This is a genomic window from Paenibacillus sp. MAH-35, assembly GCF_058135425.1.
Map to the genome: position 1 here is coordinate 42,387 of NZ_JBYUPU010000035.1, position 22,660 is coordinate 65,046.

Below are 22,660 nucleotides of genomic sequence, written 5' to 3' on the forward strand. Positions count from 1 at the left end.
TTGATGTTCGCATAAAAAAATCCCCCGTCGGATCGGTTAACGATCTGACGAAGGGATGGATTCTCCTACTCGCATATTCAATAATAAGGCGAAATCATCAAGTAGACGAGCACGCCCGTCAAGCTGACATACAGCCAGATCGGCATCGTCCACCGGGCCAGCTTGCGGTGCTTCGGCACGTTCATTTGAAGACCCCGGGCCAGCGTAAACAAAGCAAGGGGCACGATGACGGCCGCCAGTACGATATGCGTGATCAGGATGAAGTAATAGATACCCGCCAGCACCCCGCTGCCGCCGTACGAAGTCGATTCGGACAAGGAGTGGTAGGTAAGATACGACACCAGGAAGAACGCGGTCGATGTAAAAGCGGCAAATATAAAGTTGCGGTGCCAGACGATATTTTTACGGATAATCATGATTAGCGCCAACACGAGAAACACGAAGGTGAACCCGTTGAGTATCGCGTTAAACTTGGGCAAATACGTGTAATCTTTACTGGCATCGCCCATTTGCGGCATAAACAGCAAAGCAAGCACGATACCGTTAATGATCACGGTCAAAGCGACGACGATAATCGTAATCAAGCGCTCCTGACTGGCGTTTTTCGATCGTTTCATGTCCGGGCTCCTTTCCAAGTGAGCGGTCCTGATGGCCGGTTACCGTTATCTTAAACTTGTGCCTGGACCGTGTCAACGACGCTTCTGTGAACGTTGGCGGGCTGCAAAAACAGCAAAGCTCCGGTCGCCGCGAGGAGCGGCTGCCGGAGCTTAAGGATGCCTGGGGCGAAGGGCACGGTTTGCCGCCGTTACACCCGGTGGGCTTTTTGCGAAGGCTTCGCAAGCGCTTCTTTCCACATCGCGCGCCAGGCTTCGTGGTCGTTCAGTACGCTCTCCGGACGGCTGGCGCTGCGGGCGACGAACGAAGGATGGAAGTCGCGGCCGGAGGCGGCGCCGGTTTTGTGATACCTGAGGTCGAGCGACCAGCGCACGATATCCGAACGGTTGGACGTTCCCCGGTGCGGCGTATATTTGTTCATGATGACGATCCCGCCTTTGCGGCACTCCGCGGTAATCGGCGGATCGGAAGGCAGTAGCTCCTTGACGATGGTGGTGCCGCCTTCGGCCTGATGCTTCAGATAGCCGCCTTTAAAAGCGCCGGGTATGATCTCCATGCAGCCGGTTTGCTTTGTCGCGTCGACCAGAGGGAGCCAGAACGTAATAATTTCGGACGCCTCCGAATCGGGGGACGTAACGGCGGCATCCTGATGCCAAGGGACGTTCTCCATGCCGGCTGACTGCTCGCCCTCGCCTTTCCAGGGCATTTTCGACCGCAAGTGCTGGATCGGATTGCAGGACAGCTCCCGTCCGAGCAAACATTCGGCGATATCGAGCAGCCGCTGATTGGTCAGAAAGGCGAACATCTCGCGCCCCAGCAGCTGCATAATGTCGAAGCCGCGGTTGATGTCCGGACATTGGGCATGCAGCAGGGCAAACCGGCGCTCGAACGGTTCGTCTTCATGCAGCTCCGTAATCCGCCCGTCCGCATGATAAGCACGCGCCCGTTCATCGATCAATCGTTCGATTTCGCGGATAACCGGCCCCAGATCGTCCTCTGTCAGCACATCCTCTACGATGACATAACCGTTGGTTTGAAAGTCGATGATTTGCTCAAGCGTTAACGCCATTCCGATTCCTCCTATAGGTGGTTCGTTTCCCCCTCAGTATAAAAAATCGGCCCGGTCTGTTGTAGGAACAATCTATCCCGGAACCTGCACGATATTATCCTGTCGGCTCTACCGTCCCGATTGCGGGCAAGTCTGGGAGGAAAACAGAACCGGTCATCGAAACTATACCTTACGCGAGTGCGGCCCAGACGAGCGCTGGAAAGGGGAGAGGCGGATGGAAGTCCGGCTGATGGCGGGCGGGAGATCTTATGGAATCGATCATGTGACGACGAACCTGATGAGCGGCCGGCACGATGTGAAAGGGGTGATGCATGCCCATCCCGTTTTTCATATCATGTATATTTTGGAGGGAAACGGCATGTTTACGGTCGGGCAAACCTCCTCCGAGGTTGGGCCGGGCATGCTGTACATCGTCAATCCGAACGAGCCCCACCAGTTTCACTTCGGTACGCGCGGGCCGCTGCTGAATCTGGAGAGCACGTTCGTGCTGCGAGGCGCCGACGACGAGCCGGCGGAAGTGAATTTGTTCGACCTGATCGAGGAGAACCGGTCGATTCGCATCAGTGAATCGCTGCGTTCCGCACCGCTTGACGTGCCGGCCCGATTCCGGCCGATGCTGGACGAAGGCTATCGGCGAATTCTCGATTTGTACGACTTGCCGCAGCTTCGAGCCCATTTCGCCATTCAGGTGATCGATCTGCTCGCCAGGGTGGAAACGATCGTAGCCAACGCCGTACATGCGGAAAAAACGGTACATACCGCAGAAGATACGGTGGAGCGGGCCAAGCACTTCCTGCTGTCGAACCGCTACCGGCCGGTCACGCTCGGAGAAGCGGCGCAGTCGGTGCACGTAACGCCTAATTATTTGTGCCGGTTGTTTAAGGAGCATACGGGAGAGACGCCGATGGGCTATCTGCTGTCGGCGCGCATGCGAGAAGCGGGCAGCTTGCTTGCTCTGACCGATCTGCCGATCTATACGATCGCAGAGAAGCTGGGCTATGAGGAGCCTTCCTACTTCGCCAGACTGTTCCGGCGCGTGTACGGGGTGTCTCCGCAGACTTACCGGCGGCGGCAGCTGTCGCCTTGCTAGACGGAGTAGAATAAGTGGGCAGTGCCGGGTTGGGATCTGAGGGCAGTACTACGCCCTTGTGCCTAGGCCGTGGGAAGTGAAAAGATGGCTTGTAACGGGTGGGTGAAAATGCGGATTTTTGGTTAATAAGATAAGAAAAGGGCGAAAGAATGGGACGATCTAAACGAAGGTAACAAAGCCGGGATATTTGGCTTATTTATTTGATAAAATTTGCATTGCAGAAAGAGGAGTTTTAGCGACTATTGTCGTATTAAATACGTAACATAGACAGAATTTGGGGTTGATCGACATCGAGTACACACAGCTGTTAGTAAAGCTGATTTTCGGGACGCTGGAGTTTTTTTCTATCGTAGTTTTATCGTTTGCCTTGTTCCGAATTCCGATTAGGTACAGCATCCCTAAGATGGCGATAGTTTCACTGGTCGTCACGTTGATTTCCCTATTTCAGAGGGATTACTTAGATATGGGGAACAGTGCAATGTTCTCTATAATAATTTCCTATACGCTATTAGTTTCCTTCCTATTTAATATTCAACTAATGTTTTCTTTCGTTATAAGTTTGTTAGGGTATATAGCTTTCAGTGTAATTCAATTATTTCTAATTATGGTGGCGACCCTGCTTGGAGTAACGAACTCGGAATTACTTATTTCATCAGCACTGCACCGATCTTTAATGCAAGTTATTTGTTTAATTGTTGTATTAGCTTTGGTATATTGGCTCTCAATTAAAAAACTAGGTTTCGTGTTTTTTAGAAAGAGAATCTCCTTTAATAACCAGAAAACTCGAATGCATAATATATTACTTTTATTTATTCTTATGATGGGGATAGGTGTTATTCAGCTAGCAATCATTTCTTTTACAGAAAACCTCTCACTTATCTATGTGTTGACCGGTCTGATTGTAATTGCTGCCGTAGGTTTAATGATTACCTACATAAAAAACAAAAAAGAAATCGATGAAAAAATTGATCGTACAAAGAAATTGGAGAAATGACAATGATAGAACGTTTAGCAAAGCAACTCGCGGTTTCAATTAAAACAGCAAATCCTGAGCGTACCTCGAGCGTCGAAGTAATGAAATTCTCGTTGATTATTTTACTGAATGCGCTTTCTATAATAATTTTAACTATGTCCATCGGCATGATAACAGGTGTATTTAATGAAGCGGTAATTGTAATAATTGGTTTTGCTCTGCTTCGGTTTTTTAGCGGAGGCTTACACTTGCCAACATCAGAGTGGTGTATTGCTGCCTCAACAGCAGTGCTAGTGGTTGTTGCACATCTTCCTATTTATGGGTACACCAGTTGGGTGACACTAGCTAGTTTAGTTTTGGTGGTTTTGTTTGCTCCAGCTAGAGTTGAAGAGCATCACAGAATTGCACAAACTAAGACGATGTTATTTAAAGCAGTGGCGATTTTAATAGTTGCCAGTAATTTTTTCTGGAGTTCAGATGCTTTAGCCAAAGCTTTGTTAGTACAGTCTCTGCTTGTATTGCCCATAAAAAGGAGGTGATTCTCAATGAAGCGTTATGCAGCCCAATTGGCTTCTGGTTTTTTGACAATGTTTGCGGTTCTTTTTGTAACGCCGTATTGTGCAGTCTTTATCCACAAACCGGAAGTGCCGGCAGAATTGTTGAAGAAATAAAGTAGTAACTGACAATCCCCCCGAAACGATTGTTTCGGGTTTTTTGTTGATAAGAGTTAGATAAGGGGGAAGATGACGATTTGGAGTTATGGATTCGAATCTTTTTCGGAATCATAGAGTTTTACGGGTTATGTATCTTGACGTTCGCTATGTTCCGGTTGCCGGTTGCTGAGAATGGGTTGAGACTTTTAATCGTTGCCGTCGCCTTGGAAGCCGTTTCGGTTTATCAATTACATTACTTGGGCATGGCTCAATCTACAGCCTTTCTTTTCGTAATAGCCGCATACATTCTGCTGGTGAAATTTATTTTTAACATCCGCTTGATTTTCTCTGTCATGGTTTGTTTAGTTGGCTACTTAGGGATTGGAATTATCCAAACGGCCCTCGTCGTAGCTGCTCCCTTGTTGCTAAATATATCCACGGAACAAATGGGGACTTCTCTTGTTGTAGCGATGTCGTTCCAACTTGTAACATTTCTTGTGAATATATCGATTGCATATGGGTTAACAACAAAAAAATCGGATTTATGTTTTTTGAAAAGCGAAATTCCCGCAGTCTGGAAACTCGGGCCCAAGATGTATATTTACTTTGCGCCCTATTACCGTGCATAGCTGTTTTACAGCTGTTATTCATCTCTTTTAGTGAAAGTAAATCATTAGTGCATCTGTACGTGATTTACATTGCGCTGATCATCATAGCCCTCTACATCACCTACCAAAAAAACAAAAAAGAACTGCTCGACCACTACAATCGCTTAAAGGAAAGAAACCGCTCCCTATAAGCGTTCGATCGGTTTTGTAAGTTTTTGTGGGTTGACCCGGTCAAAAACGGTATGCTACCCTTACCCCGAACCACTTACCCTTTTTTACCTGTTGTCAAACAGGGAGGAGGGGTCAAAATATGCCGAATCCGGATATACCGAATATCCGGTACGGGGGACGATTTACTTTGGGGTGAATGTTCGCGCTTTTGGCGGACAAGGGAGTTTCCTCTTCCCTAACCCGGCAGCTAACCTCGGAGGCGCCAGGAGGGAAAAACCGTTTGAAGCTTTTGATGAAAACCGTTGTTTTGTCATGCGCTGTTTGGATGTCCGCCTCGGCTATACATGGCGGAACGGCATCCGCGTCTACCCCGTCTGCAGACCGGAGCGTCAAGATCCAGCTTAACGATCAGCTGATCCCGTTCCCCGAAGCCCAACCTTACATAGACGACAAAGGGCAAACGTTCGTGCCGATCCGGCCTGTCCTCGAGTCGCTGGGCTACCAGATGGACTGGGAGATGGAGAACGGGCAAGTGGATGTCACGGTGAAAGGCGATAAGCAGAAAACCGTCGAACTGACCACAGGAGCAAACGAAGCCAAACTAAACGGAAAGGCCGTACCGCTGACGAGCGGAGCGTTGTTCCGGGACGGGACGGTATTTGTTCCGGTTCGATTCATATCGGAGTCGCTCGGGATCATGATCCAGTGGGATAACGATAACCGAATCGCGATTTTATGTCAGGACGGCCAGTACCACGCTCCGGCCTGGTATGCCCCTCCGGTTGTGCAGGCACTAGCCGCTGCGCCTGCGCCTTCCGTCGTCGACCGGATTACGGATACGGCGCAAAACATGCTGGGCATCCGGTATGTTTGGGGCGGCACGACACCGAGCGGATTCGATTGCTCGGGTTTTGTGAATTACGTATTTGACCAGTTCGGCGTCGATCTTCCCCGAACTTCCCGCGATATGTTCCACAACTCGGGTCAGCCGGTAACGGAACTGAAGAAGGGGGACCTGGTTTTTTTCAACATCGGCCGGGTGACGACGCATGTCGGCATTTATCTGGGCAACGACCAGTTCGTGTCGGCAACGACTTCCCGTGGAACCCAGATCGATTCATTAACCAGCTCCTACTGGGGGCCGAAATATGTCGGGGCCAAGCGTATTCTGTAACGAACCTGCGCCAGGACCTCAAAACCCATGGAAAAACCTCCAATACTCACATCCTAATCGGTGTGGGTAAGGAGGTTATTTGTTTTGCCGGCGTCAAGCCAATTCGATTCCTGCAACGACATAGGTGCCGGAAGGAATCGATGCGCCCGCTCCTATATCGACTTTGCTTACCAGAAGCACATCTCCGGCGTCGGCATACATGAGCTGGTTGGACGGGCCCGGCGCATTCGTCGCATCCCAGGTTACGATTCTTTCACCCGTTACTATGCCTGCCGATGTGTGCCGGTACTGATTGGGCGCATGCAGCTCGGTAACGGTACCGTCCGGCCGGCGAATGGCGTATCTCCACTCCGCATAGTCGGTTGCGCTGCCGGGCACCCCGTCGTCCAGTGCCGCTGTAATCCGCAGGATCACGGTGGTCTTTTCGAACACTTTCACAGGAACGGCGGAATTGGACAGAGCGGGTACCCGGATCGGGCTGGATAACGGCATACGCACCGCCTCAAACGTGCCGGTACCCGCCGAATCCCGCTGAACCAGCCGGGCGGGCTCCAGGCAATTCGCAATAAGCACGCCCTCGGCCTTCACATCGCTGCCTTTACCGACCCGAAGCAGTCCTCGCGGACTAAGGGTGGAAAATAACGAGTCGGCAATCGTGACATTGGTCCAACTGATTGGCAGCGTACAGTCGATCCCGTGTCTGGACACGCCCGAGAAATAGCTGTTCCGGACTATAATGTTCGATAACGCGTTAATCGAACGTGTGTACGAGTCCACCGTGACCAAGGTCGACACGGCATAACCGGAGGCGATTTCGTTGCGGATGTCGGTGTCGCCGGGAGCAAGGGCTCCGGGATAACGGTCCGCCAGGCTGATCCCGTCAAACGTAATATCCCGTATCGTACCGGAGGAATTCTTGTTCACCTGGGCCAGCAAAAGCATCGGCCAATCGGCGGCGCCGGAGCGGGCCCGGACGATGCCCCGGATATTCGAGAACGCGACCCGTTCTACGGTGCAGCCGCCGCTGACCCGGATTTGCGTCAAGCCGATCCATTCCGCGCCGTCCACATCCCGCAGTTGAATGTCGTGGTAGGTGATGTCATAAATGTTCCCGCCCCGAAGCTCCGGGATCGAGGTGACCGAGTCGTTTGGCTTCAGCAGCGCCACGTACCCCGGTCGAATGAGCGTGCAGCCTCCAGCCGTACAGTTGTACACGTCTTCGCCCAGTTCCGTCCCTATGGACATCGGACCGGTCGTCGTATCATAGGTCCCGCCGATCACATGGACGTCGTGGGACGGGCCCCGGCCTTTCCGGGTCTTGATCACGATGCCGTCTTCGCGCACCGTATTCCGTAAGTCGCAATTGACGAAGTAAATGTGTTTGCCGTTCCAGATATGAATATTCGTCCGGTCCCGATACACGCAGTTGACGAACCAGTTGTTCTCCGGCTGCTGTTCAGCGGTCGGGCCTTCGCGCACGAACATCCAGGGGCTGACGGAGCCGGTTGAGTCGAAATGTACGACATGTTCCACCCGCAAGTTTTTCACGTTCAAGTCGAAATGGTAGTAGCTGATCGTCATGATCGAGTCATGGCCGAACCGGAACGTACTCAGATGAATGTTCTCTTTCCGGGGAAGCCGGGCCCTGAAAATAAAGTTCGTAAATACCGTATTCGGCGTACCGGTCAGCTTCAAGTGATCGGGCAAGTCCGTCACCACGTAATCGTAGAACGACGAACGCGTTTCCAGATTGCCGTAGTACGTTCCCGCAGGTACGAACAGTTCCGCCCCGATGGCCGCCGCCGCATTCATCGCCGCTTGCAGGGCAGCCAGGTTGGACGCGTTCATTCCTTCCTGAAACCCGAAATATTGCGGAAGCAAAGTGCCGTTCTCGATGATTCGAATCCACGCTCCCAGATTTCCGGTTTGTCCGGCAGGCGCCACATATAATCCGGATTGGGGATCAGCAGCGACGTTCGCAGACAGATCGGCGGAACTCCATCGAAAGAAGCCGGCGCGGCCGGTCGACGTAATAACGGCGGTATCCCCGTCGCTCATGCCGCTCAAATCGCGCAAGTCGTCGATCGTATCCGCATTCGCCAGCTCCGTCAACAATCCGGCCCCGCTTCTTCTGTGCAAGCGCCCGGCAACACCGGAACCGTTGCCCCTGCTGCCGGGCAATTCCGTGATCGGATCACCCAGAGCGTTCGCATACATTCCCCCGGCAGCCAGAGCCGCTCCCGCCAGACCGAGGGAGGTAATCAACTTGCGCCTGCTTATGCCTGCCATGGACGGTTGGGGAGAGTCGGGCCGCTTCTTATTGGACAAATGGAACACGCTCCTTTATGGGAATCGCTTTCGTAATTTCGTTCAGAAGCATTTCTTTAGAGCCGGAACGCAGAAGCTTTTCTATTTCGTCTTTCGTATATCGTCAATGACTTTCTGGGCCGCCTCCTCGATTTTTCGGAAGGTCGTGTTAATATCCGCGGTCCCCATCGCCAGCGGGTTGGTCTGCGCCGTGTAGGTAGGGACCAGATTCGCGTCATAGGGGAGTCTGGGAGGAATCGGCGCGAATGTATGGAAATACAGCGCTTTGTAATTTTTATCCGGATACTCGGCCTCTTTGCCGATCTGCTGCCGGATGGACTCGTCGACAAGAACCGGCATATTGCCCTGCTTGGCGCTGGCGGTCTGGAACTCGACCGAGATTAATTGCATCAGCGCGTGAAAAGCCGCTTCGGGATTTTTGCTCAGACTCGTAACGCCGAAATATAACGGATAAGCCTGCGAACCGATTCCGGGCAGTTCCTTGAAGGTCGGAAGGGACACCATATCGACATGATCCCAGTTGACATCTTTGATATCCCCGAAAATGTGAGAGGACAAGAAGGCCCACATCGCCACGTTTTGTTCCTTCGTAAAATTGTTCAGCGGGGGAATTTTTTTCAAGGACCGGTAGCCCTCATCCGCTGCAGGATCGATAAAGACCGTTTGAAAGAACTGTTTCCACTTGTCGTTTTTGTTGATGGTCGGAGCGCCTGTTGTAACGTCGATCGTTGGCAGTGAAAATTGATTAAGCCGCAAGATGTGCTGTGGAGAGGAGGCGAAGCCGTAGTACTGCTGGCCGTTATCGCTTCTCGTCAGTTTTTTGGCGATAGCGAGCATTTCCTCCCAGGTCATGCCGTCTTTCGGATAAGGCACTCCGAATTTATCGAAAATCGATTTGTTATAATACAAAACCATATTAAACACATTGACTGGAAGCGCATACATTTTTCCGTCGGAAACTTGTTTGATCGCTTCGATTACAGTCGGCTCGAATCGGTTCAAGTCGATCTTGTTGGTCTTGATTAGCTCGGTCATGTCGTATTGCAGATTGTATTGGGAGATCGAATATTCGTAGTTGCCGATCGTGTAATAGAGGAGGTCAATTTTCTCGCCTGCTGCGATTAACTCGGGCAGCGTCGAGCCTTGTTTGCTTTGAATGAATTTGAACGTATAGTGCGGCAGTTTTTTCTTCAAGTAATCGCCGTAGCGGGTGTTGAAGCTTTCTTCAGTCGCGCCGCTAGGGGAAAAGACGACCAGCTCCGCTGGAGCGTTCGGGTTAAATTGGTTTGCTGCGGCTTCTGTTGCCGCATCCTTTTTCCCGTTTTCGCCGGAACAGGCAGCCGTAAAGGCCGACAGAGCGGTGAGTAAGGCAAGCGTCGTTACAACTTTTTTAGGCATTGGTACAACCTCCCTAATTTTTTTAGAAATCGGTTTCTTTACTGAGAAACGAAACCTCCTTTCCTGAGATTGAGCGTAGGGCCTCTTGAGGAAAACTATACATGTTTTCTTTTTGTTTTTCAATATTCCATTTTGTTTCTTTTTTATTTTCGTGAAATGTATGAATAGTTTTCTTCCTTAAAGACAGTTTACGACGTGGTTTAGGTCGTACATGGTGGGTATGCTTGAGACGGCGCGCGTGAAAATAAAAGGAAATTTCCTTTTTGTTTCCTTCTCGGATGTTTTTTTTCTTTTGCTGATGTATAGTAAATAGGTATAAAAGGAATAAAAGGTGATCCCAATGACCACGATCCGAGATATAGCGAAGGCAGCCAACGTTACGATCAGCACGGTTTCCAAAGCACTAAACCAGGAAGCCGGCGTCAGCGAACAGACCCGCAAAAAAATTCAGGCAATCGCTGAACAACTGAACTATGTAAAGCTTCCGTCCGCGAAGCGAGCGGCGGAGCCGTCCCCCAAGTGCATCGGTCTCATTTGGTCTCAGGCGAATGGAGTTTCGTTTCCCCATACGGTAGGCGCTTTGGAAAAAGAGGCGGGAAAGCTGGGGTATTCGATCGTAGTCTCCACAGCGGTTCCGGACAAAGCGCTCCATCATATGAACCGGCTGTCGATCCGGCATGTGGTGATCTGGGGGCTTCACAGCACGCTGCTGACGCCGGATTTTCTCAACGAGCGGGAGTTATACAACGGGACTCTGCTGTCCTTGGGCGGGGTGCCGCTGGAGCAGGCCCGCTCGATCGCAATAGACCGGCAGGAAGCGATCCACAAAGCGGTCCGGTATTTGAGCGAGCTCGGGCACCGGTCGATCGTCTTTATCGGCGTCAAAAACGAAAAGCTGATCGGCTACACGCTGGGCATGTTGGATTGCAAGCTGGAGTACCGGCCCGAGCTTATCGTGATGGCGAGCAAATACAAGCCGTTCCCGGATGAATTACTGCTGGAGGCGTTACGGAATAAAGCAGGCTCGAAGCCTACTGCCGTGATCGTCGAATCTCACGGTACGTTGTGCCGGTTCGCCCGCTTCGCCAAAACATACGGCATTCGCATCCCGGATGATGTTTCCGTTGTATCCTATGATAACATTCCGGAGATGGGGGAGACGCTCGAGGTGCCTGTGACTACGGTTGGACCCGATCTGGAGTCGCTTGCCCGGACAACGATCGAACAGCTGCTGTCCCCCAAATCGGAGAAAGAGGCATCCAGCGCCGTGTCGCTGGATATGGAGCTCGTCGTTCGCGGTTCTACCGTCCCTCCGGCGGAGAATCGCTGAGCTTCTCCTGAGAAAATCGGCAAAAGGCCCAGCCGCTTTAACCAAGCGGAGGGCCTTTTGTTTGAATTTCAGGTTATTGTCTTTGAAGGCGGCGTTAGCGGACAGCGGCAGCCGGTTCCGCCGACTGCAAGGCGCGGTCGATGTTCAGCACGACGATGAAGCTGTCTTGCTGCTTGTACACGCCCTGCACCAGTCTGCTTGGCTGCATCCCGGTATGCTCCGAGGCGATCTCGATATCGCTCTGCCGCACTTTCAGCACTTCCATCACCTGATCGATCAGCACCCCGACATCGCGCCGGCCGGACTCGATCACCATAATTCGCGAGCGGGCGTTCGGTTCCTGCCGGGCCAGGCCGAAGCTGTGTCTCAGGTCGTAGACCGGGAGTACGGCTCCCCGCAGATTAATCATGCCGAGCATGCCGGCCGGGGCATCCACCAATTTGGAGATGGGCGGCACGGTGATGATCTCCTTCACCTTGGCGATATCGAGCGCATACTGCTCCGTATCGACACGGAAGGTGACCAGCTGCGTCTCGCGTTCCCGGGACGATTCCTTCCGTTGTTCCTCCTGATTCCGGGTGAGCAGCAGGGAGCCCTCATCCTTCACGATGGAGCCGACGTCGAGAATAAGCGCGACCTTCCCGCTGCCGAGAATAGTCGCCCCCGCCAGGTAAGGCACTTCGCCGACGAATTTGCCGAGCGACTTGATAACGATCTCCTGATTGCCCAGAGTTTTGTCTACAACGAGACATACCCGTTTGTCCGCGATGCCGAGCACGACGACGATCAGCCGCCGGTCGCCGGACGAGCCGCATTCCGTCTCTGCCAGTCCGAGCTTGCGGTGCATCCGGACGAGCGGGAAGATCGTTCCCCGGATGACGCACACCTCGCGACCTTGAATCGTCTGAATATCGCCGGTTTGCAGCCGGACGATCTCGAGCACGTTGACTAGCGGGATGGCAAAGGTGCTTGCGCCGAGCTGCACCAGCAGCGAACGGATAATCGCCAGCGTAAGCGGCAGCTTGATCGTAAAAACGGTTCCTTCGCCGGGAGTGGAGTCGATGTCGATCAGCCCGTTCAGCTTCTCGATGTGCGAACGCACGATATCCATGCCGACGCCGCGGCCGGACAGATCCGTCACCTTGTCAGCCGTCGACATGCCGGAGTGGAAGATGAGGAAGATGAGCTCCTTGTCGGTCATTCTCTCCGTTTCCTCGCGGGTGACGAACCCTTTGCGTATCGCCGTTTCCTTAATCCGCTGGGGATCGATGCCCTTCCCGTCGTCGGCGATCGAGAGGACGATCTGATTTTCCTGATGGGCCGCCCTAAGCAGCAGCTTGCCTTTTCTCGGCTTGCCGAGCCGTTCGCGCTCCTCGGGGCTTTCGATCCCGTGATCGGCGGCATTGCGCAGAATATGAATGATCGGATCGCTGATCTCTTCGATCAGCGTCCGGTCCAGCTCGGTTTCCTTGCCCTCCATGACGAAGTCGATTTCTTTGCCCGCCTGGATCGCGATATCCCGCATCATCCGCGGAAACCGGTTGAACAGCTGCTCGATCGGCAGCATCCGCGTCTTCATCATGCCTTCCTGAAGCTCGCCGACGACCCGGTTCAAATGATTGCTGATATCGCCCAGCTCCGCGATGTCCCCGTGGTCTTTGAACTGCTGGCTGAGCCGGTTCTTCACTTCGATCAGCCGCGTGTTGTCGATGATCAGCTCGCCGACGAAGTTAAGCAGCATCTCCAGCCGGTCGACATCGACGCGAACGGTTTGGTTGACCTTAATCCTCGACTCGCTTTTCGGCTGGGCCGCTCCTTCCGCCGGAGCGGCTGCCGGTTCCGCCGCTATCGGTTCCGTTTGGGGGGGGACGTCGGCAGCAATGTCCGTCCCTTGCGGCGGTTCGCACATCTGCCGCTGGGCCGCCCGGCTGATCCAGAACGATTGGACATGCGACATGCAGCGGATCGCGTTCGAGACGGCGGCTTCGCTTTGCTCGGTAGCCAGCAGAACGGCGAATTCTGTGGCGGAATCGTTGCCGTCTCCGGCTTCGGGCAATTGGGCGGCAACGACCTGTCCGAGCTCGGAACAGCTGTTGCACATAATCAGCATCCGGGCCTGTTTCATCTCCGTCTCGGGCTCCAGCCTGATCTGTACGGTGAAAGCGTCATACCCGCGATTCAGGTAATAGGGCAGGGCGTCCAATTGTTCCGGGTCCCAGGCCACTGTCGGAGCCGGCGGCTCCGCGGGCTCGTCTTCCGGCTGTGGAGGAGTAGACTCCCGCGCCTGTTCCAGCAAGGCGACGAGCGGCCCGATATTCGTCTCGTGCAGCCGGTCTTCGACAATGGCGATTTTGAGCACCTTCATATAGTCGATCGCCCGGAACAGCACGGTAACCAGGGCGGAGCTGACCGACAGCTGCCGGTTGCGGATCAGGTCGAACACGTTCTCGATCGCGTGCGTCAGCTCCTTAAGCGGTTCGAACCCCATGGCTGCCGAAGACCCCTTCAACGTATGAGCCGCGCGGAAAATACGCCCGATCGTCTCCATATTCGTACCGTCGCGTTCCAGCTCCAAAATTTGTTCGTTTAAAATTTGCGATTGTTCGTCCATCTCGTCCATAAAAATGCCAAGATAAGCGGACATATTCAGATCTGTCATGCTGCTAGCCCCCTCTCGCTTATAAGCCGGTCGCTACCGCTTCCGCCTTTGTTGCTACTGCAGGACGCGGTCGAGTCTAAGAATGCCAACCAGTTCCTCGCCCGATTTGCCGATTCCTTCGATAAACCCGCCGTCCGCGCCTCCGGACCGCTCGGGAGGGGGCTGGATTTCGGTGAACGAGGTGACCTGGTACACCTGGTCCACGGTCAGGCCGACGACCGAATCGGAATAGTTAACGACTACGATACGCGTCGATTTCGTATCCGGCACTTCCGGCAGGCTGAATCGTTTGCGCAGACTTACGATAGGAGCTACTTTTCCCCTCAAATTGATTACGCCGGTCAAATAAGGCTTGCCGTTCGGGATGGCGGTGACAGGCTGCACGCGGATGATTTCATGGATGACTTGGATGTGCAGGGCAAGCCGTTCGTTGCCGATCCGAATCTCGATAAACTGCCGGGAAGCGAGCGGGTCCGTCATAGTGGGATGTCACCGACCTTTTATTGGATTTTAAATGCGGATACGGTCTCGTTCAGATCTTCCGACAGCTGGGCGAGCGATTGCGAAGCCGAGGCCGTCTCCTCTGCGGCGGAGGCTGCCTCCTCGCTGGTAGCGGCGATCGATTCGGTCGAGCGCAGCACTTCCTCCGCTTGGGCGGCTTGTTCTTCGCTTGCGGCGGCGATCTCATTCACCTGCGAGGCCGTATCGTTAACCTTGGCAACGATGTTCGTGAAGGCCGAGCCGATCTGGTGCGACAGGCCGACGGCTTTCGATACGGCGTGTACGCTTTCGTTCGTATTGTTCTGCATGCCTTTGATGATGGCGGCGATTTCCTTCGTTGCGTCGCTGCTTCGCTCGGCCAGCTTGCGCACCTCGTCGGCGACGACCGCGAATCCTTTGCCCTGATCCCCGGCGCGGGCGGCTTCGATCGCGGCGTTAAGCGCAAGCAGATTGGTCTGGTCGGCGATATCGTCGATCACGCCGATGATTTGGCCGATCTTATCGGAGTCCCCCCGAAGCTTCTCCATGGACTGCTCGAGCTGGCCGATCGCTTCTACCGACGCCCGGATCGTCTGGCCGCCCTGCTCGGCGACTTCTTTGGTCTGGGTGGACAGCGAGGCGGCCGATTCGGCGCCTCTCGCCACGGAATCGATGGCGATCGACAGCTCGCGGAACAGCTCGTTGACCGTTTGGGCCGAACCGGCCTGGCTCGTAGCTCCGCTGGCGATTTCCTGAGTGCTTGCCGAGATTTGCTGAGCGGCGGCCGCTACGCTCTGGGAAGAGCCGAGAACAGAGCCGATCAGCTGCTTCAGAGCTTTCACCATCTCGTCGGACGAGTGCGACAGTTGGGCGATCTCGTCTTTTCCTGCAGCGTTTAGAGGTTCGATGGTCAAATTGCCCAAAGCGACTTCCTTAATGTTGCGAGTAGCGGCCTGGAGCGGTCTCGTAATGGCGCGGGTCAGGAAAAACGCCGTTCCGAGTCCGGCCAGGAGGCCGCCCGCGAGGAGAAAGGACGTTAAGAGCAGTCCGCTGTTGTAGGTTTGATCCGATTTGGCGCTTGCCTGCTTGGCTCCTTCGGAATTGAAGCGAACCAGCTCGTCCAGAGGTTTGTCGAGCCTCTGTTTTAACACTTGACCATCGTTAAACAAGCGGATCGCTTCGCTGTCGTTGCCTGCCTGGCTTGCCTTAAGCGTCTTCTCGGTATGGGCGAGCCAGACTTCGACTTCCGACTTGAGCGAATTGAACTGCCGGTGGTCTTCCTCGGAAATAAGCGATTTCTCGTAGTAGGTATACTCGTTGTGAATGGCTTCGATCGCGGTGGCGCGCTCCTTCTCGGCCGCAGTCATTTCTTCGGCGGTCGGACTGATAATATGCTTCAGCATGGCCGCCTGAACGTCTTGAATCCGGGAATCGAGCCGGTTAATCGACTCCACTCCGGGCATCCAGAAGCTGGTGATCTGCTTGGAGCTTTCGTTCATCGAACCCATATTGGAAAACGACATCCACCCAATCGATCCCATAATAAGCAGGATGAAAATAAAGCCTGCGTACATTTTTTTGCCCACGGTCCAATTCATAATTTCAACCTCCCGATTGATGAAGCCTGGTATGTAATGGCAAGTTCACCTACCTGTAATTGTGGGGGAAACAGCATAGGAAACATATCCCCACCTATTCTCATAAATAGACATGATTCGACACAAAAATACAGGAACCGATTCCTATAGACAAAGCAAAAGCCACCCTGTTTGGGCGGCCGATTGGTCGGTCAGATCGATTCTGTTGGTTAGATGAATATCCTCGAACTGCTCTTATTTGGTTTTGCTGTTGTTTTCGCTGCCTGAAGCGGCGTTCAAGCGGTTTCCGTATATTTTCGCCAGCGCTTGTGTCCGATCGCTGACCCCCAGCTTATCTAGTATTTTGGTCACATGGTTTTTGACCGTATGCGCGCTTATATACAGCTTGGCGGCGATCTCCAGGTTGCTCATGCCGCGAAGCACGAGGCTTAACACTTCGCGCTCCCGGGGCGTCAGCGCCTGCTGGGCTCCGGCCGGGGGGCTCAGGTCCGGAGCGGACCGGGTCTGAGCGGTTGTGTCGGCTTGGAGAGGCGTGTCCCGGGCGGGTTCCGTCTCCAGCGGGCGCGAGGCAGGCTGCAGCGCCCGAGCCAGGATACGCTGGGGCAGCGTCAAGCCTGTAAAGGCGTTGTCCCGCAGCAGCTCGCCGTCCAGGGCGATCCGTCCGGCCTCTTCGAGCAGATGGACGACCGGTTCCCGGGGCAGCGCCGAATGGAGAAAGTCGGCGTCGTAGCCGGATAAGGAAGCGGCAAGTCTCACCTGCTCGGCATCGGCGGGGGAGATCGGAAGCTGCGCCATCAGTTGTTCGGCCTTCGACTGAACTTCCTTGCAGCGGTTGTACGCGTCCGGATTCCAGTACGCCATCGCCTGGCGGAGCAAGCCGGCCCGCTCCGAGGCCGATAAGCTGTGCTGACGCTCGATCAGCTGAAGGCGGATCTCCCCGATGATGGACAGCGCCGTCAGGAAGGTGCGGAACGTGAGCGAATCGTTCTCGTCCCGGTATGCGACTCCGAGCACCCCTTGTACCCGCTTGTCCCATACGAGCGGATATTCGTGAACGGGGTCGCCCCAATCGGTCTCTGCGGATACGGGGCAGCGTGTCGGGCAAGAACCGGCCGTGGAGGCGAAATGCCGGGCGGCTGCACCGGCGGCGTACCGCTCCGCCTTCGGCGGGGATAATCCCCGCGAAGCCAGGCAGCGGATGCCCCCGTAGCCGTCCTGTCTCAGCACGAGGCAGCAAAACTTGCCCTGTACGATACTGTGACTGACGTCTGCAAGCAGAGAGAGCAGCGTCTGTATATCCGTAATGTCGACGGACGCCTGGCAGACTTCGAGCAGTGTCGAATAGCGGGTCATCGATTGATTGTACGTATCGCTTAGGGAGACCATGCCGAGTCTGGACGCGAGTGACGCAGCCAGCAACTGGCCGGCCTCCCGGTTAGGCGCTGCGGCCCGGGACGTGTCCATGATTCCGCCGAACAGGACGCCATGCAGCGTCCCGCCGCTACGCACCGGATAACAGGTCAGGTGATGGAGCGAGATGTCCCGCTCCGCAAAGGCGGCCGCTCTCGGGTCGAACCGGACCTTGTCCCAGCAGCCGGCTTGTCCGGTTAAGGCGGTCTGGCCGACAAAGCCCTCGCCCCAGTAAATGACCATGCCGTGCAGACTGTCGTAAACACCGCCGCCTTCAACGGCCGTAACGCGCAGCTTCTCTTCCGATATCGCTTCCGCATAAGCGGCGAAATCGAAATGGAGCAGACGCGCGGCCATCTCGACGGCAGAGCGGATGGAGCTTTTGGAGGAGACGTTATGGCGGTCGAACCAGTCGGTTAATACCCGGATGTAGTAGTTATGGTTCGACTGCTTCGCATCTAACTGGTGAAGTGAGCTTGCGATCTGAGCCATCTGCATCATGCGTTCGATGTGGAGCTGCTTGTCCTCGTCCGTCGTATCCGGGGTCTCGTTGATCGCTTTCGTCCAGATCGCGGCGTCGGGACCCAGCTCCAGCAGTCTGCGGATCGGCTCGCGGTATTGCTTCTGAATGAGCACTCCCGCCCATATGTAATAGGCGGGACCGGTGTCGCCCGAGACCGGGGCGATAATCAGGTTCATGCCCAGATCGTTCTGATACAGAATCGTCCGGTCGATCGGGCCGGTCTCGCTTATGACGCGCTCGGTCCACGCTGTGGACAGGAGGCTCTGCTTGTCGTCAAGCAGCAGGCGGGCGAGCGGCTCCTTCCCGCAGACGCCGGAGAATACCCGTCCACGGCAATCGGTTATAAATATCGTAAGCCCGCAAAGGGAGGCATAGGCATCCTGCAAATGCCGTAGTAGTCTGATCACTTGATGTGTTCCCATTGCTGCACCTCGGTCCCGCTTGAGTGGCTGTAACACTGTGGCTTCTGTGTTCTACTATAGAGTACGCTGTATTGGTTTTCAACCAGTCCATGGGCCTATCGTTCTTAAAAACGATCAAACTATCGCCGCCCGGGAGTTTCGTGTGCTAATATAGTAGTATTCGAAACTAATTCATAGACGCGCAGGTGATCGAGAGATGGGTACAGTGCCTACGGGCGTCCGCGGATTGGACGTACTGATGGACGGAGGTTTCCCGAAAGGGGCGACCGTCATTGTCGAGGGCGCTCCCGGAACCGGCAAGACGACTTTGGGCATGCAGTTTCTCCATCAGGGCGCCGTACGGGACGGAGAAGCGGGAATCTATATTACGTTTGAGGAGTTCCCCGATCAATTGTACCGCGATATGCTCGTATTCGGGTGGGATTTGCGGAAGCTGGAGGCGGAAGGGCTGCTTCGGGTGATCAGTATGACGCCCGATATTTTTCTGGAGCAGATGACCGAACCGGGAGGGCTGATCGAGAAGCTGATCGTCGATGTTGGCTGCAAACGAATGGTAATCGACAGCATCAGCTTGTTCCGGTACGGAACCGCGAGCCAGGAGGAGCACCGGCGAACGTTATACCGGCTGCGCAACATTCTCCGGAAGTTCGATTTAACCTCCGTACTGATCAAGGAGCAAGGGGCGATGAATGAGGGGTCCGGCTTCGAGGCGTATATATCCGACGGATTTATCCAGCTTCAGCTGAAGCAGCAGATGGACAAGTACCGGGTGCGGACGCTGGAGATTTTGAAGATGCGGGGCAGACGAATCCGCGAAGGGGAACATATATACCGGCTGACGGATCACGGAATCCGGCTTATACCGGCCCGGTCGATGGTCGAGGATCTGGCTCTGATCAACGGAAGGGAGAAAGTACCGACAGGCGTAGAGGTGCTGGACGGGCTGCTGGAAGGCGGGTTTTCCCAAGGCACGGTCATGCTGCTGGACACGAACAGCAAGGCGAATTACAAATACCTCGTAGCTTCCGTGCTGGCGAACCGCTTGCGGGCCGGAGACAAGGTGGTGGCGCTGCTGTCGAGCTTCCACACGCCGCAGGATTTCGATAGAATGTTGGCGCTGCAAGGGTTGTCCATGAGCCGGATGGCCGGGGAGGGGCGGTTGTTTTTTATCGAGCATTACAAGCGCTCGTACCCGGACGGCTGCGAGGCGGCGGTCATTGATGTAAAGGGCTTGACGGGCAGCCAGAAATACCGGGAGTTTGTGCGGGAATCGCTCGGGCCGCTGGCCGAGGATAGTCCGGGCAACTGGTTCATTTATTACGATCTGAACACCGTGCTCTCCGAGCGCGGCAAAGAGTACGTCATGAAGTTTTTTGCGGAAGAAACGGCGGAGATTAAAGCAAAAGGGATGACGATGATGGTGATGTGCAACTTCAGCGAAATCGGACCCGAATGCTCCGCCTATCTGGAGCGGACGTGCAACGGCGTCATCCGTACGTGGGTGGACGGCTCGTATCAATATATGCAAGTGATGAAATCGCCGAACGGTATCATATCCGAGCCTTATGTCGTGGAGACGACCGCGCAGGCTCCTTTCATGAGACTAACCTGAGCGCGGCGAGCTTGAGACGGGAGGGGCAAACGATGACGGAAGAAGAAGCATGGCTGCTGCAGATGGAGTGCACCCGTTTTTTTCAAAATAATCCGTACAGTATGGAGACGGCGGAAGGCATATCGCTGAGGTTGGGGCGTAAGGTCGAGCACTTAAGCCCGGTGCTCGGCAGGCTCGTCATGTTATCGATCCTGGAGAAGGTCGGGAATGGATCGCGTTCCATTTACCGTTATATCGAACCGAATTTCAATGGCGATATGGACGTTCAATGGAACATCCATTAAGCCTGGTACAAAGCATGCTGGATCTGTTCGCGGACGAAAGCGGACTGTCCGTCATACTGACCAACGATCGTGGCGAATGGATAACGCGACCGTCCGGTACGATCGTGGGGAGTCTCGAGTCCGGTCCGGCAAGGGACCAGCTTGAACAACGTCTGAAGGCGATCCTGGAGCAATATGCCGCGATTCGTAACGGCATTGTGCACGATGTATCGCCGGGAGTCCGGCTCGTCAGGGCGCCGGTATTTCTGAACAGGCGCGAGACGTATTACGTATGGGCCGGTTGTCTGGTGGACGAGAGAATCGTGAATCATTCGGCCATGCACAACCGCCAGGGGGAACCTAAGTTTCCGTGGACCCAGGTATTGGCCAGCGTCAAGCAAAATAGCGCCGACACGGAGAAAGCGCTTACTAAAACGTGTGCGCTGGCGTCCATTGTCGAAGGGCTGCTGAAGCCGGCGTTTGCCGAGGAAGCGCTGTGCCGACGGATGGAGCTGCTGCGCCGGATGGCTTCCAATTACGAGGCGTCCGAGGAATGGGCGCACGTGCTTGCCGAAGCGGCCGAGGAGGCCGACTTTATCGGATTCGCCGCCAAGACGGAGCGGCAGCGGTTTGCCGTCGTGCAGTACGCGGGGCCGTCGGCCGACGCCGTGCGGAGGTTGTCCTTTTCGCTCGGAGAAGGGTTTGTCGGCCAGGTGGCGACTTCGCGGAAGGCGGTATTCTGGGACCAAGTCGCCCGGGACCCGCGCACGTTCGCTTTCTCGCAGTGCGGCTTGTATCCGATGTCGCTGTTTTGCGTGCCGGTCTTTCGCGACCGGGAGCTGGAGGGCGTGCTGTTCGGCGGAAGCGTGACCGAACCGACCTTGAGCCGAGGAGCGCAATCATTCGTCAAGGCGTACGCGGCGGGCTGGAGCATGCGCATCACGCTGGGGGCGGTCCGCGAAGACCGGAACACGAACTTTACCCGGCTGTCGACTTTCGTGGAGACGTGCGGCTCGATCAACAATGCGCAGGACGTCAAGCGGCTGTCTTATATTCTGGTCGATATGAGCCTGAATCTGGTGGAAGGATCGTTTTCCTGCGTCGTTCTGAAACAGTCGGAGCAGAAGGTGCAGCTCGTATCCCGGGGACTGGGCCAGCAGCAGGCCGAGCGTTACGTCAAGGAGCTTGCGGCCCGCTGGTCGCCGCCGGCGGACAGAAGAGGCTGGCCTCAGACGGAGCTGTACGAGAGCTCCGGCATGCCGCCGGTGATGGAATGCCCGTTGTATTATCAAAGCGAGCTGCTGGGCATATGGTGTATCGCGCTGAAAAGTCCGGACCAGTACGCCTTGTACCGGGAATATATGACGATCGTCGCGCAGGCGGGGAGCGCCTCGCTCTACCGGCTGTGGGACAAGGGCAGGGTATGCCGGGGCGATGCGGTTCAGCTGCTGAACCGGGCGCTCGGCTACTGGGACTCGTATGCGTTCGACATGACGCATCAGGCTCAGGAACTGGCGCTGCCGTTCGCCCGTTCGCTCAAGCTGGATGAGACGACGATCAAGCAGATCGGCGAAGCGTGTCTCGTCTATCCGTATTCGCCCGCTTTTTTAAGCGATATTCTCCGCAGTCCGGAACAGATGGAGCTGATCGGGCATTTTCACGCGATCACCCGTCTGCTGGAGGACGGCAAGCCGGGGGGGAGCGGGCAAGGACAAGGGCAGGAGGCGGATTCCGAATTCAGCGCCGGCGGCCAGATTATCGCGATGATTTATTTCTACTTGCAATTTGGCGGGGATACGCAGTCGCTGGATCAGCTATGGCCGGTCTCTCCGAAGCTTCGCGCCGCTTTCCGGGCGTTCTGCGATTCCCGGGAAGTGGTCGAGAGCGAAATCTCGCTGACGGCCGAAGAGGAAGATTCCCGTGCGAACGGGGTGCCGGAGCTTCCCGACATCCGCAAGCTGAAGGATCTGCCGCCGCTGTCGTCGCGCGAGCGGGAAGTACTAGGGCACGTGCTGCAGGGAGAGAGCAACCGCGAGATCGCGGAGCAGCTCGTCATCAGCGAACATACGGTCAAAAATCATATGACCAACATCTTCCAGAAGCTCGGCGTCACCGATCGCGCGCAAGCGATCGCGATGGTGTACAAGGCGGGCTGGAACCGGTAATGGAGGCTCCGGGCTTTCTGGATGCGCATTTTTACATACATAATGTTAGGCCGGGAAGAGAAGGGGAACCTTCTCTTTTTTTCGTTATTGCCCCCGCCCGCGCCTCCGTTTCATTTCGC

At 55.1% G+C, this 22,660-nt stretch carries 18 protein-coding genes and 1 riboswitch; of the genes, 10 read left to right on the top strand and 8 right to left on the bottom strand.

Features of this window, described 5'->3' with window-relative positions:
• Nucleotides 1–77: 77 nt before the first annotated feature.
• A complete protein-coding gene (locus AC3Y2E_RS26575; RefSeq protein ID WP_379215830.1) occupies nt 78–617 on the bottom strand; it encodes a DUF420 domain-containing protein in 540 nt (179 codons plus the stop codon).
• A 188-nt stretch (nt 618–805) separates the two neighbouring features.
• Nucleotides 806–1,684 carry a phytanoyl-CoA dioxygenase family protein gene (locus tag AC3Y2E_RS26580; RefSeq protein WP_379215832.1) on the bottom strand — a complete coding sequence of 293 codons (879 nt, stop codon included), beginning with the start codon at nt 1,682–1,684 and terminating at the stop codon, nt 806–808.
• A gap of 214 nt (nt 1,685–1,898) precedes the next feature.
• On the opposite strand from AC3Y2E_RS26580, the gene AC3Y2E_RS26585 reads away from it, so the two are divergent.
• From AC3Y2E_RS26585 to AC3Y2E_RS26610, 6 genes are all read left to right on the top strand, one after another.
• Nucleotides 1,899–2,774: an AraC family transcriptional regulator gene (locus tag AC3Y2E_RS26585; protein ID WP_379215834.1), complete on the top strand. Its 876-nt coding sequence runs from the start codon at nt 1,899–1,901 to the stop codon at nt 2,772–2,774.
• A 280-nt stretch (nt 2,775–3,054) separates the two neighbouring features.
• On the top strand, nt 3,055–3,768 hold the full coding sequence (locus tag AC3Y2E_RS26590; RefSeq protein WP_379215836.1) for a hypothetical protein: 714 nt from the start codon (nt 3,055–3,057) through the stop codon (nt 3,766–3,768).
• A gap of 2 nt (nt 3,769–3,770) precedes the next feature.
• Nucleotides 3,771–4,286 carry an accessory gene regulator ArgB-like protein gene (locus AC3Y2E_RS26595; RefSeq protein WP_379215838.1) on the top strand — a complete coding sequence of 172 codons (516 nt, stop codon included), beginning with the start codon at nt 3,771–3,773 and terminating at the stop codon, nt 4,284–4,286.
• Nucleotides 4,287–4,292: 6 nt separating this feature from the next.
• Nucleotides 4,293–4,418: an AgrD family cyclic lactone autoinducer peptide gene (locus AC3Y2E_RS26600; protein ID WP_379215840.1), complete on the top strand. Its 126-nt coding sequence runs from the start codon at nt 4,293–4,295 to the stop codon at nt 4,416–4,418.
• A gap of 80 nt (nt 4,419–4,498) precedes the next feature.
• Nucleotides 4,499–5,029 carry a hypothetical protein gene (locus tag AC3Y2E_RS26605; protein ID WP_379215842.1) on the top strand — a complete coding sequence of 177 codons (531 nt, stop codon included), beginning with the start codon at nt 4,499–4,501 and terminating at the stop codon, nt 5,027–5,029.
• 280 nt (nt 5,030–5,309) lie between these two features.
• Nucleotides 5,310–5,455, top strand: a riboswitch (cyclic di-AMP (ydaO/yuaA leader).
• Between the two features lie 4 nt (nt 5,456–5,459).
• Complete coding sequence (locus AC3Y2E_RS26610) at nt 5,460–6,353, top strand: C40 family peptidase (protein ID WP_379215844.1); 894 nt, start codon at nt 5,460–5,462, stop codon at nt 6,351–6,353.
• Nucleotides 6,354–6,446: 93 nt separating this feature from the next.
• Here AC3Y2E_RS26610 and AC3Y2E_RS26615 read toward each other — a convergent pair whose 3' ends face one another.
• Together AC3Y2E_RS26615 and AC3Y2E_RS26620 are read right to left on the bottom strand one after the other, a co-directional pair.
• On the bottom strand, nt 6,447–8,681 hold the full coding sequence (locus AC3Y2E_RS26615; RefSeq protein ID WP_379215846.1) for a hypothetical protein: 2,235 nt from the start codon (nt 8,679–8,681) through the stop codon (nt 6,447–6,449).
• Nucleotides 8,682–8,762: 81 nt separating this feature from the next.
• Nucleotides 8,763–10,079, bottom strand: a complete 1,317-nt coding sequence (locus tag AC3Y2E_RS26620; RefSeq protein ID WP_379215848.1) for an ABC transporter substrate-binding protein — start codon at nt 10,077–10,079, stop codon at nt 8,763–8,765.
• 340 nt (nt 10,080–10,419) lie between these two features.
• Here AC3Y2E_RS26620 and AC3Y2E_RS26625 point away from each other — a divergent pair, with 340 nt between their 5' ends.
• Nucleotides 10,420–11,409, top strand: coding sequence for a LacI family DNA-binding transcriptional regulator (locus AC3Y2E_RS26625; RefSeq protein ID WP_379215851.1), 990 nt, complete (start codon nt 10,420–10,422; stop codon nt 11,407–11,409).
• A gap of 94 nt (nt 11,410–11,503) precedes the next feature.
• Here the strand turns inward: AC3Y2E_RS26625 and AC3Y2E_RS26630 are convergent, their stop codons facing one another.
• The 4 genes from AC3Y2E_RS26630 to AC3Y2E_RS26645 form a co-directional block, all read right to left on the bottom strand.
• Nucleotides 11,504–14,068, bottom strand: coding sequence for a chemotaxis protein CheW (locus AC3Y2E_RS26630; RefSeq protein WP_379215854.1), 2,565 nt, complete (start codon nt 14,066–14,068; stop codon nt 11,504–11,506).
• A gap of 54 nt (nt 14,069–14,122) precedes the next feature.
• Nucleotides 14,123–14,548 (bottom strand): chemotaxis protein CheW, encoded by a 426-nt coding sequence (locus AC3Y2E_RS26635; RefSeq protein ID WP_379215856.1) that lies wholly within the window; start codon nt 14,546–14,548, stop codon nt 14,123–14,125.
• 20 nt (nt 14,549–14,568) lie between these two features.
• Nucleotides 14,569–16,146: a methyl-accepting chemotaxis protein gene (locus AC3Y2E_RS26640; protein ID WP_379215858.1), complete on the bottom strand. Its 1,578-nt coding sequence runs from the start codon at nt 16,144–16,146 to the stop codon at nt 14,569–14,571.
• 234 nt (nt 16,147–16,380) lie between these two features.
• The gene (locus AC3Y2E_RS26645; RefSeq protein ID WP_379215860.1) at nt 16,381–18,486 is read right to left on the bottom strand and encodes a LuxR C-terminal-related transcriptional regulator; all 2,106 of its coding nucleotides are present in this window, start codon (nt 18,484–18,486) and stop codon (nt 16,381–16,383) included.
• A gap of 211 nt (nt 18,487–18,697) precedes the next feature.
• Between AC3Y2E_RS26645 and AC3Y2E_RS26650 the strand changes: the two genes are divergently transcribed.
• Genes AC3Y2E_RS26650 through AC3Y2E_RS26660 form a run of 3 tightly spaced genes read left to right on the top strand, consistent with a single transcriptional unit; the run spans nt 18,698 to nt 22,541 of the window.
• Nucleotides 18,698–20,113: an ATPase domain-containing protein gene (locus AC3Y2E_RS26650; protein WP_379215862.1), complete on the top strand. Its 1,416-nt coding sequence runs from the start codon at nt 18,698–18,700 to the stop codon at nt 20,111–20,113.
• A 32-nt stretch (nt 20,114–20,145) separates the two neighbouring features.
• Entirely contained in the window at nt 20,146–20,397 is a 252-nt protein-coding gene (locus AC3Y2E_RS26655) for a hypothetical protein (protein WP_190929774.1), read from the top strand.
• Nucleotides 20,382–22,541 carry a LuxR C-terminal-related transcriptional regulator gene (locus AC3Y2E_RS26660; RefSeq protein WP_379215865.1) on the top strand — a complete coding sequence of 720 codons (2,160 nt, stop codon included), beginning with the start codon at nt 20,382–20,384 and terminating at the stop codon, nt 22,539–22,541. The genes AC3Y2E_RS26655 and AC3Y2E_RS26660 overlap by 16 nt, the downstream gene beginning before the upstream one ends.
• The last annotated feature ends 119 nt before the right edge of the window (nt 22,542–22,660 follow it).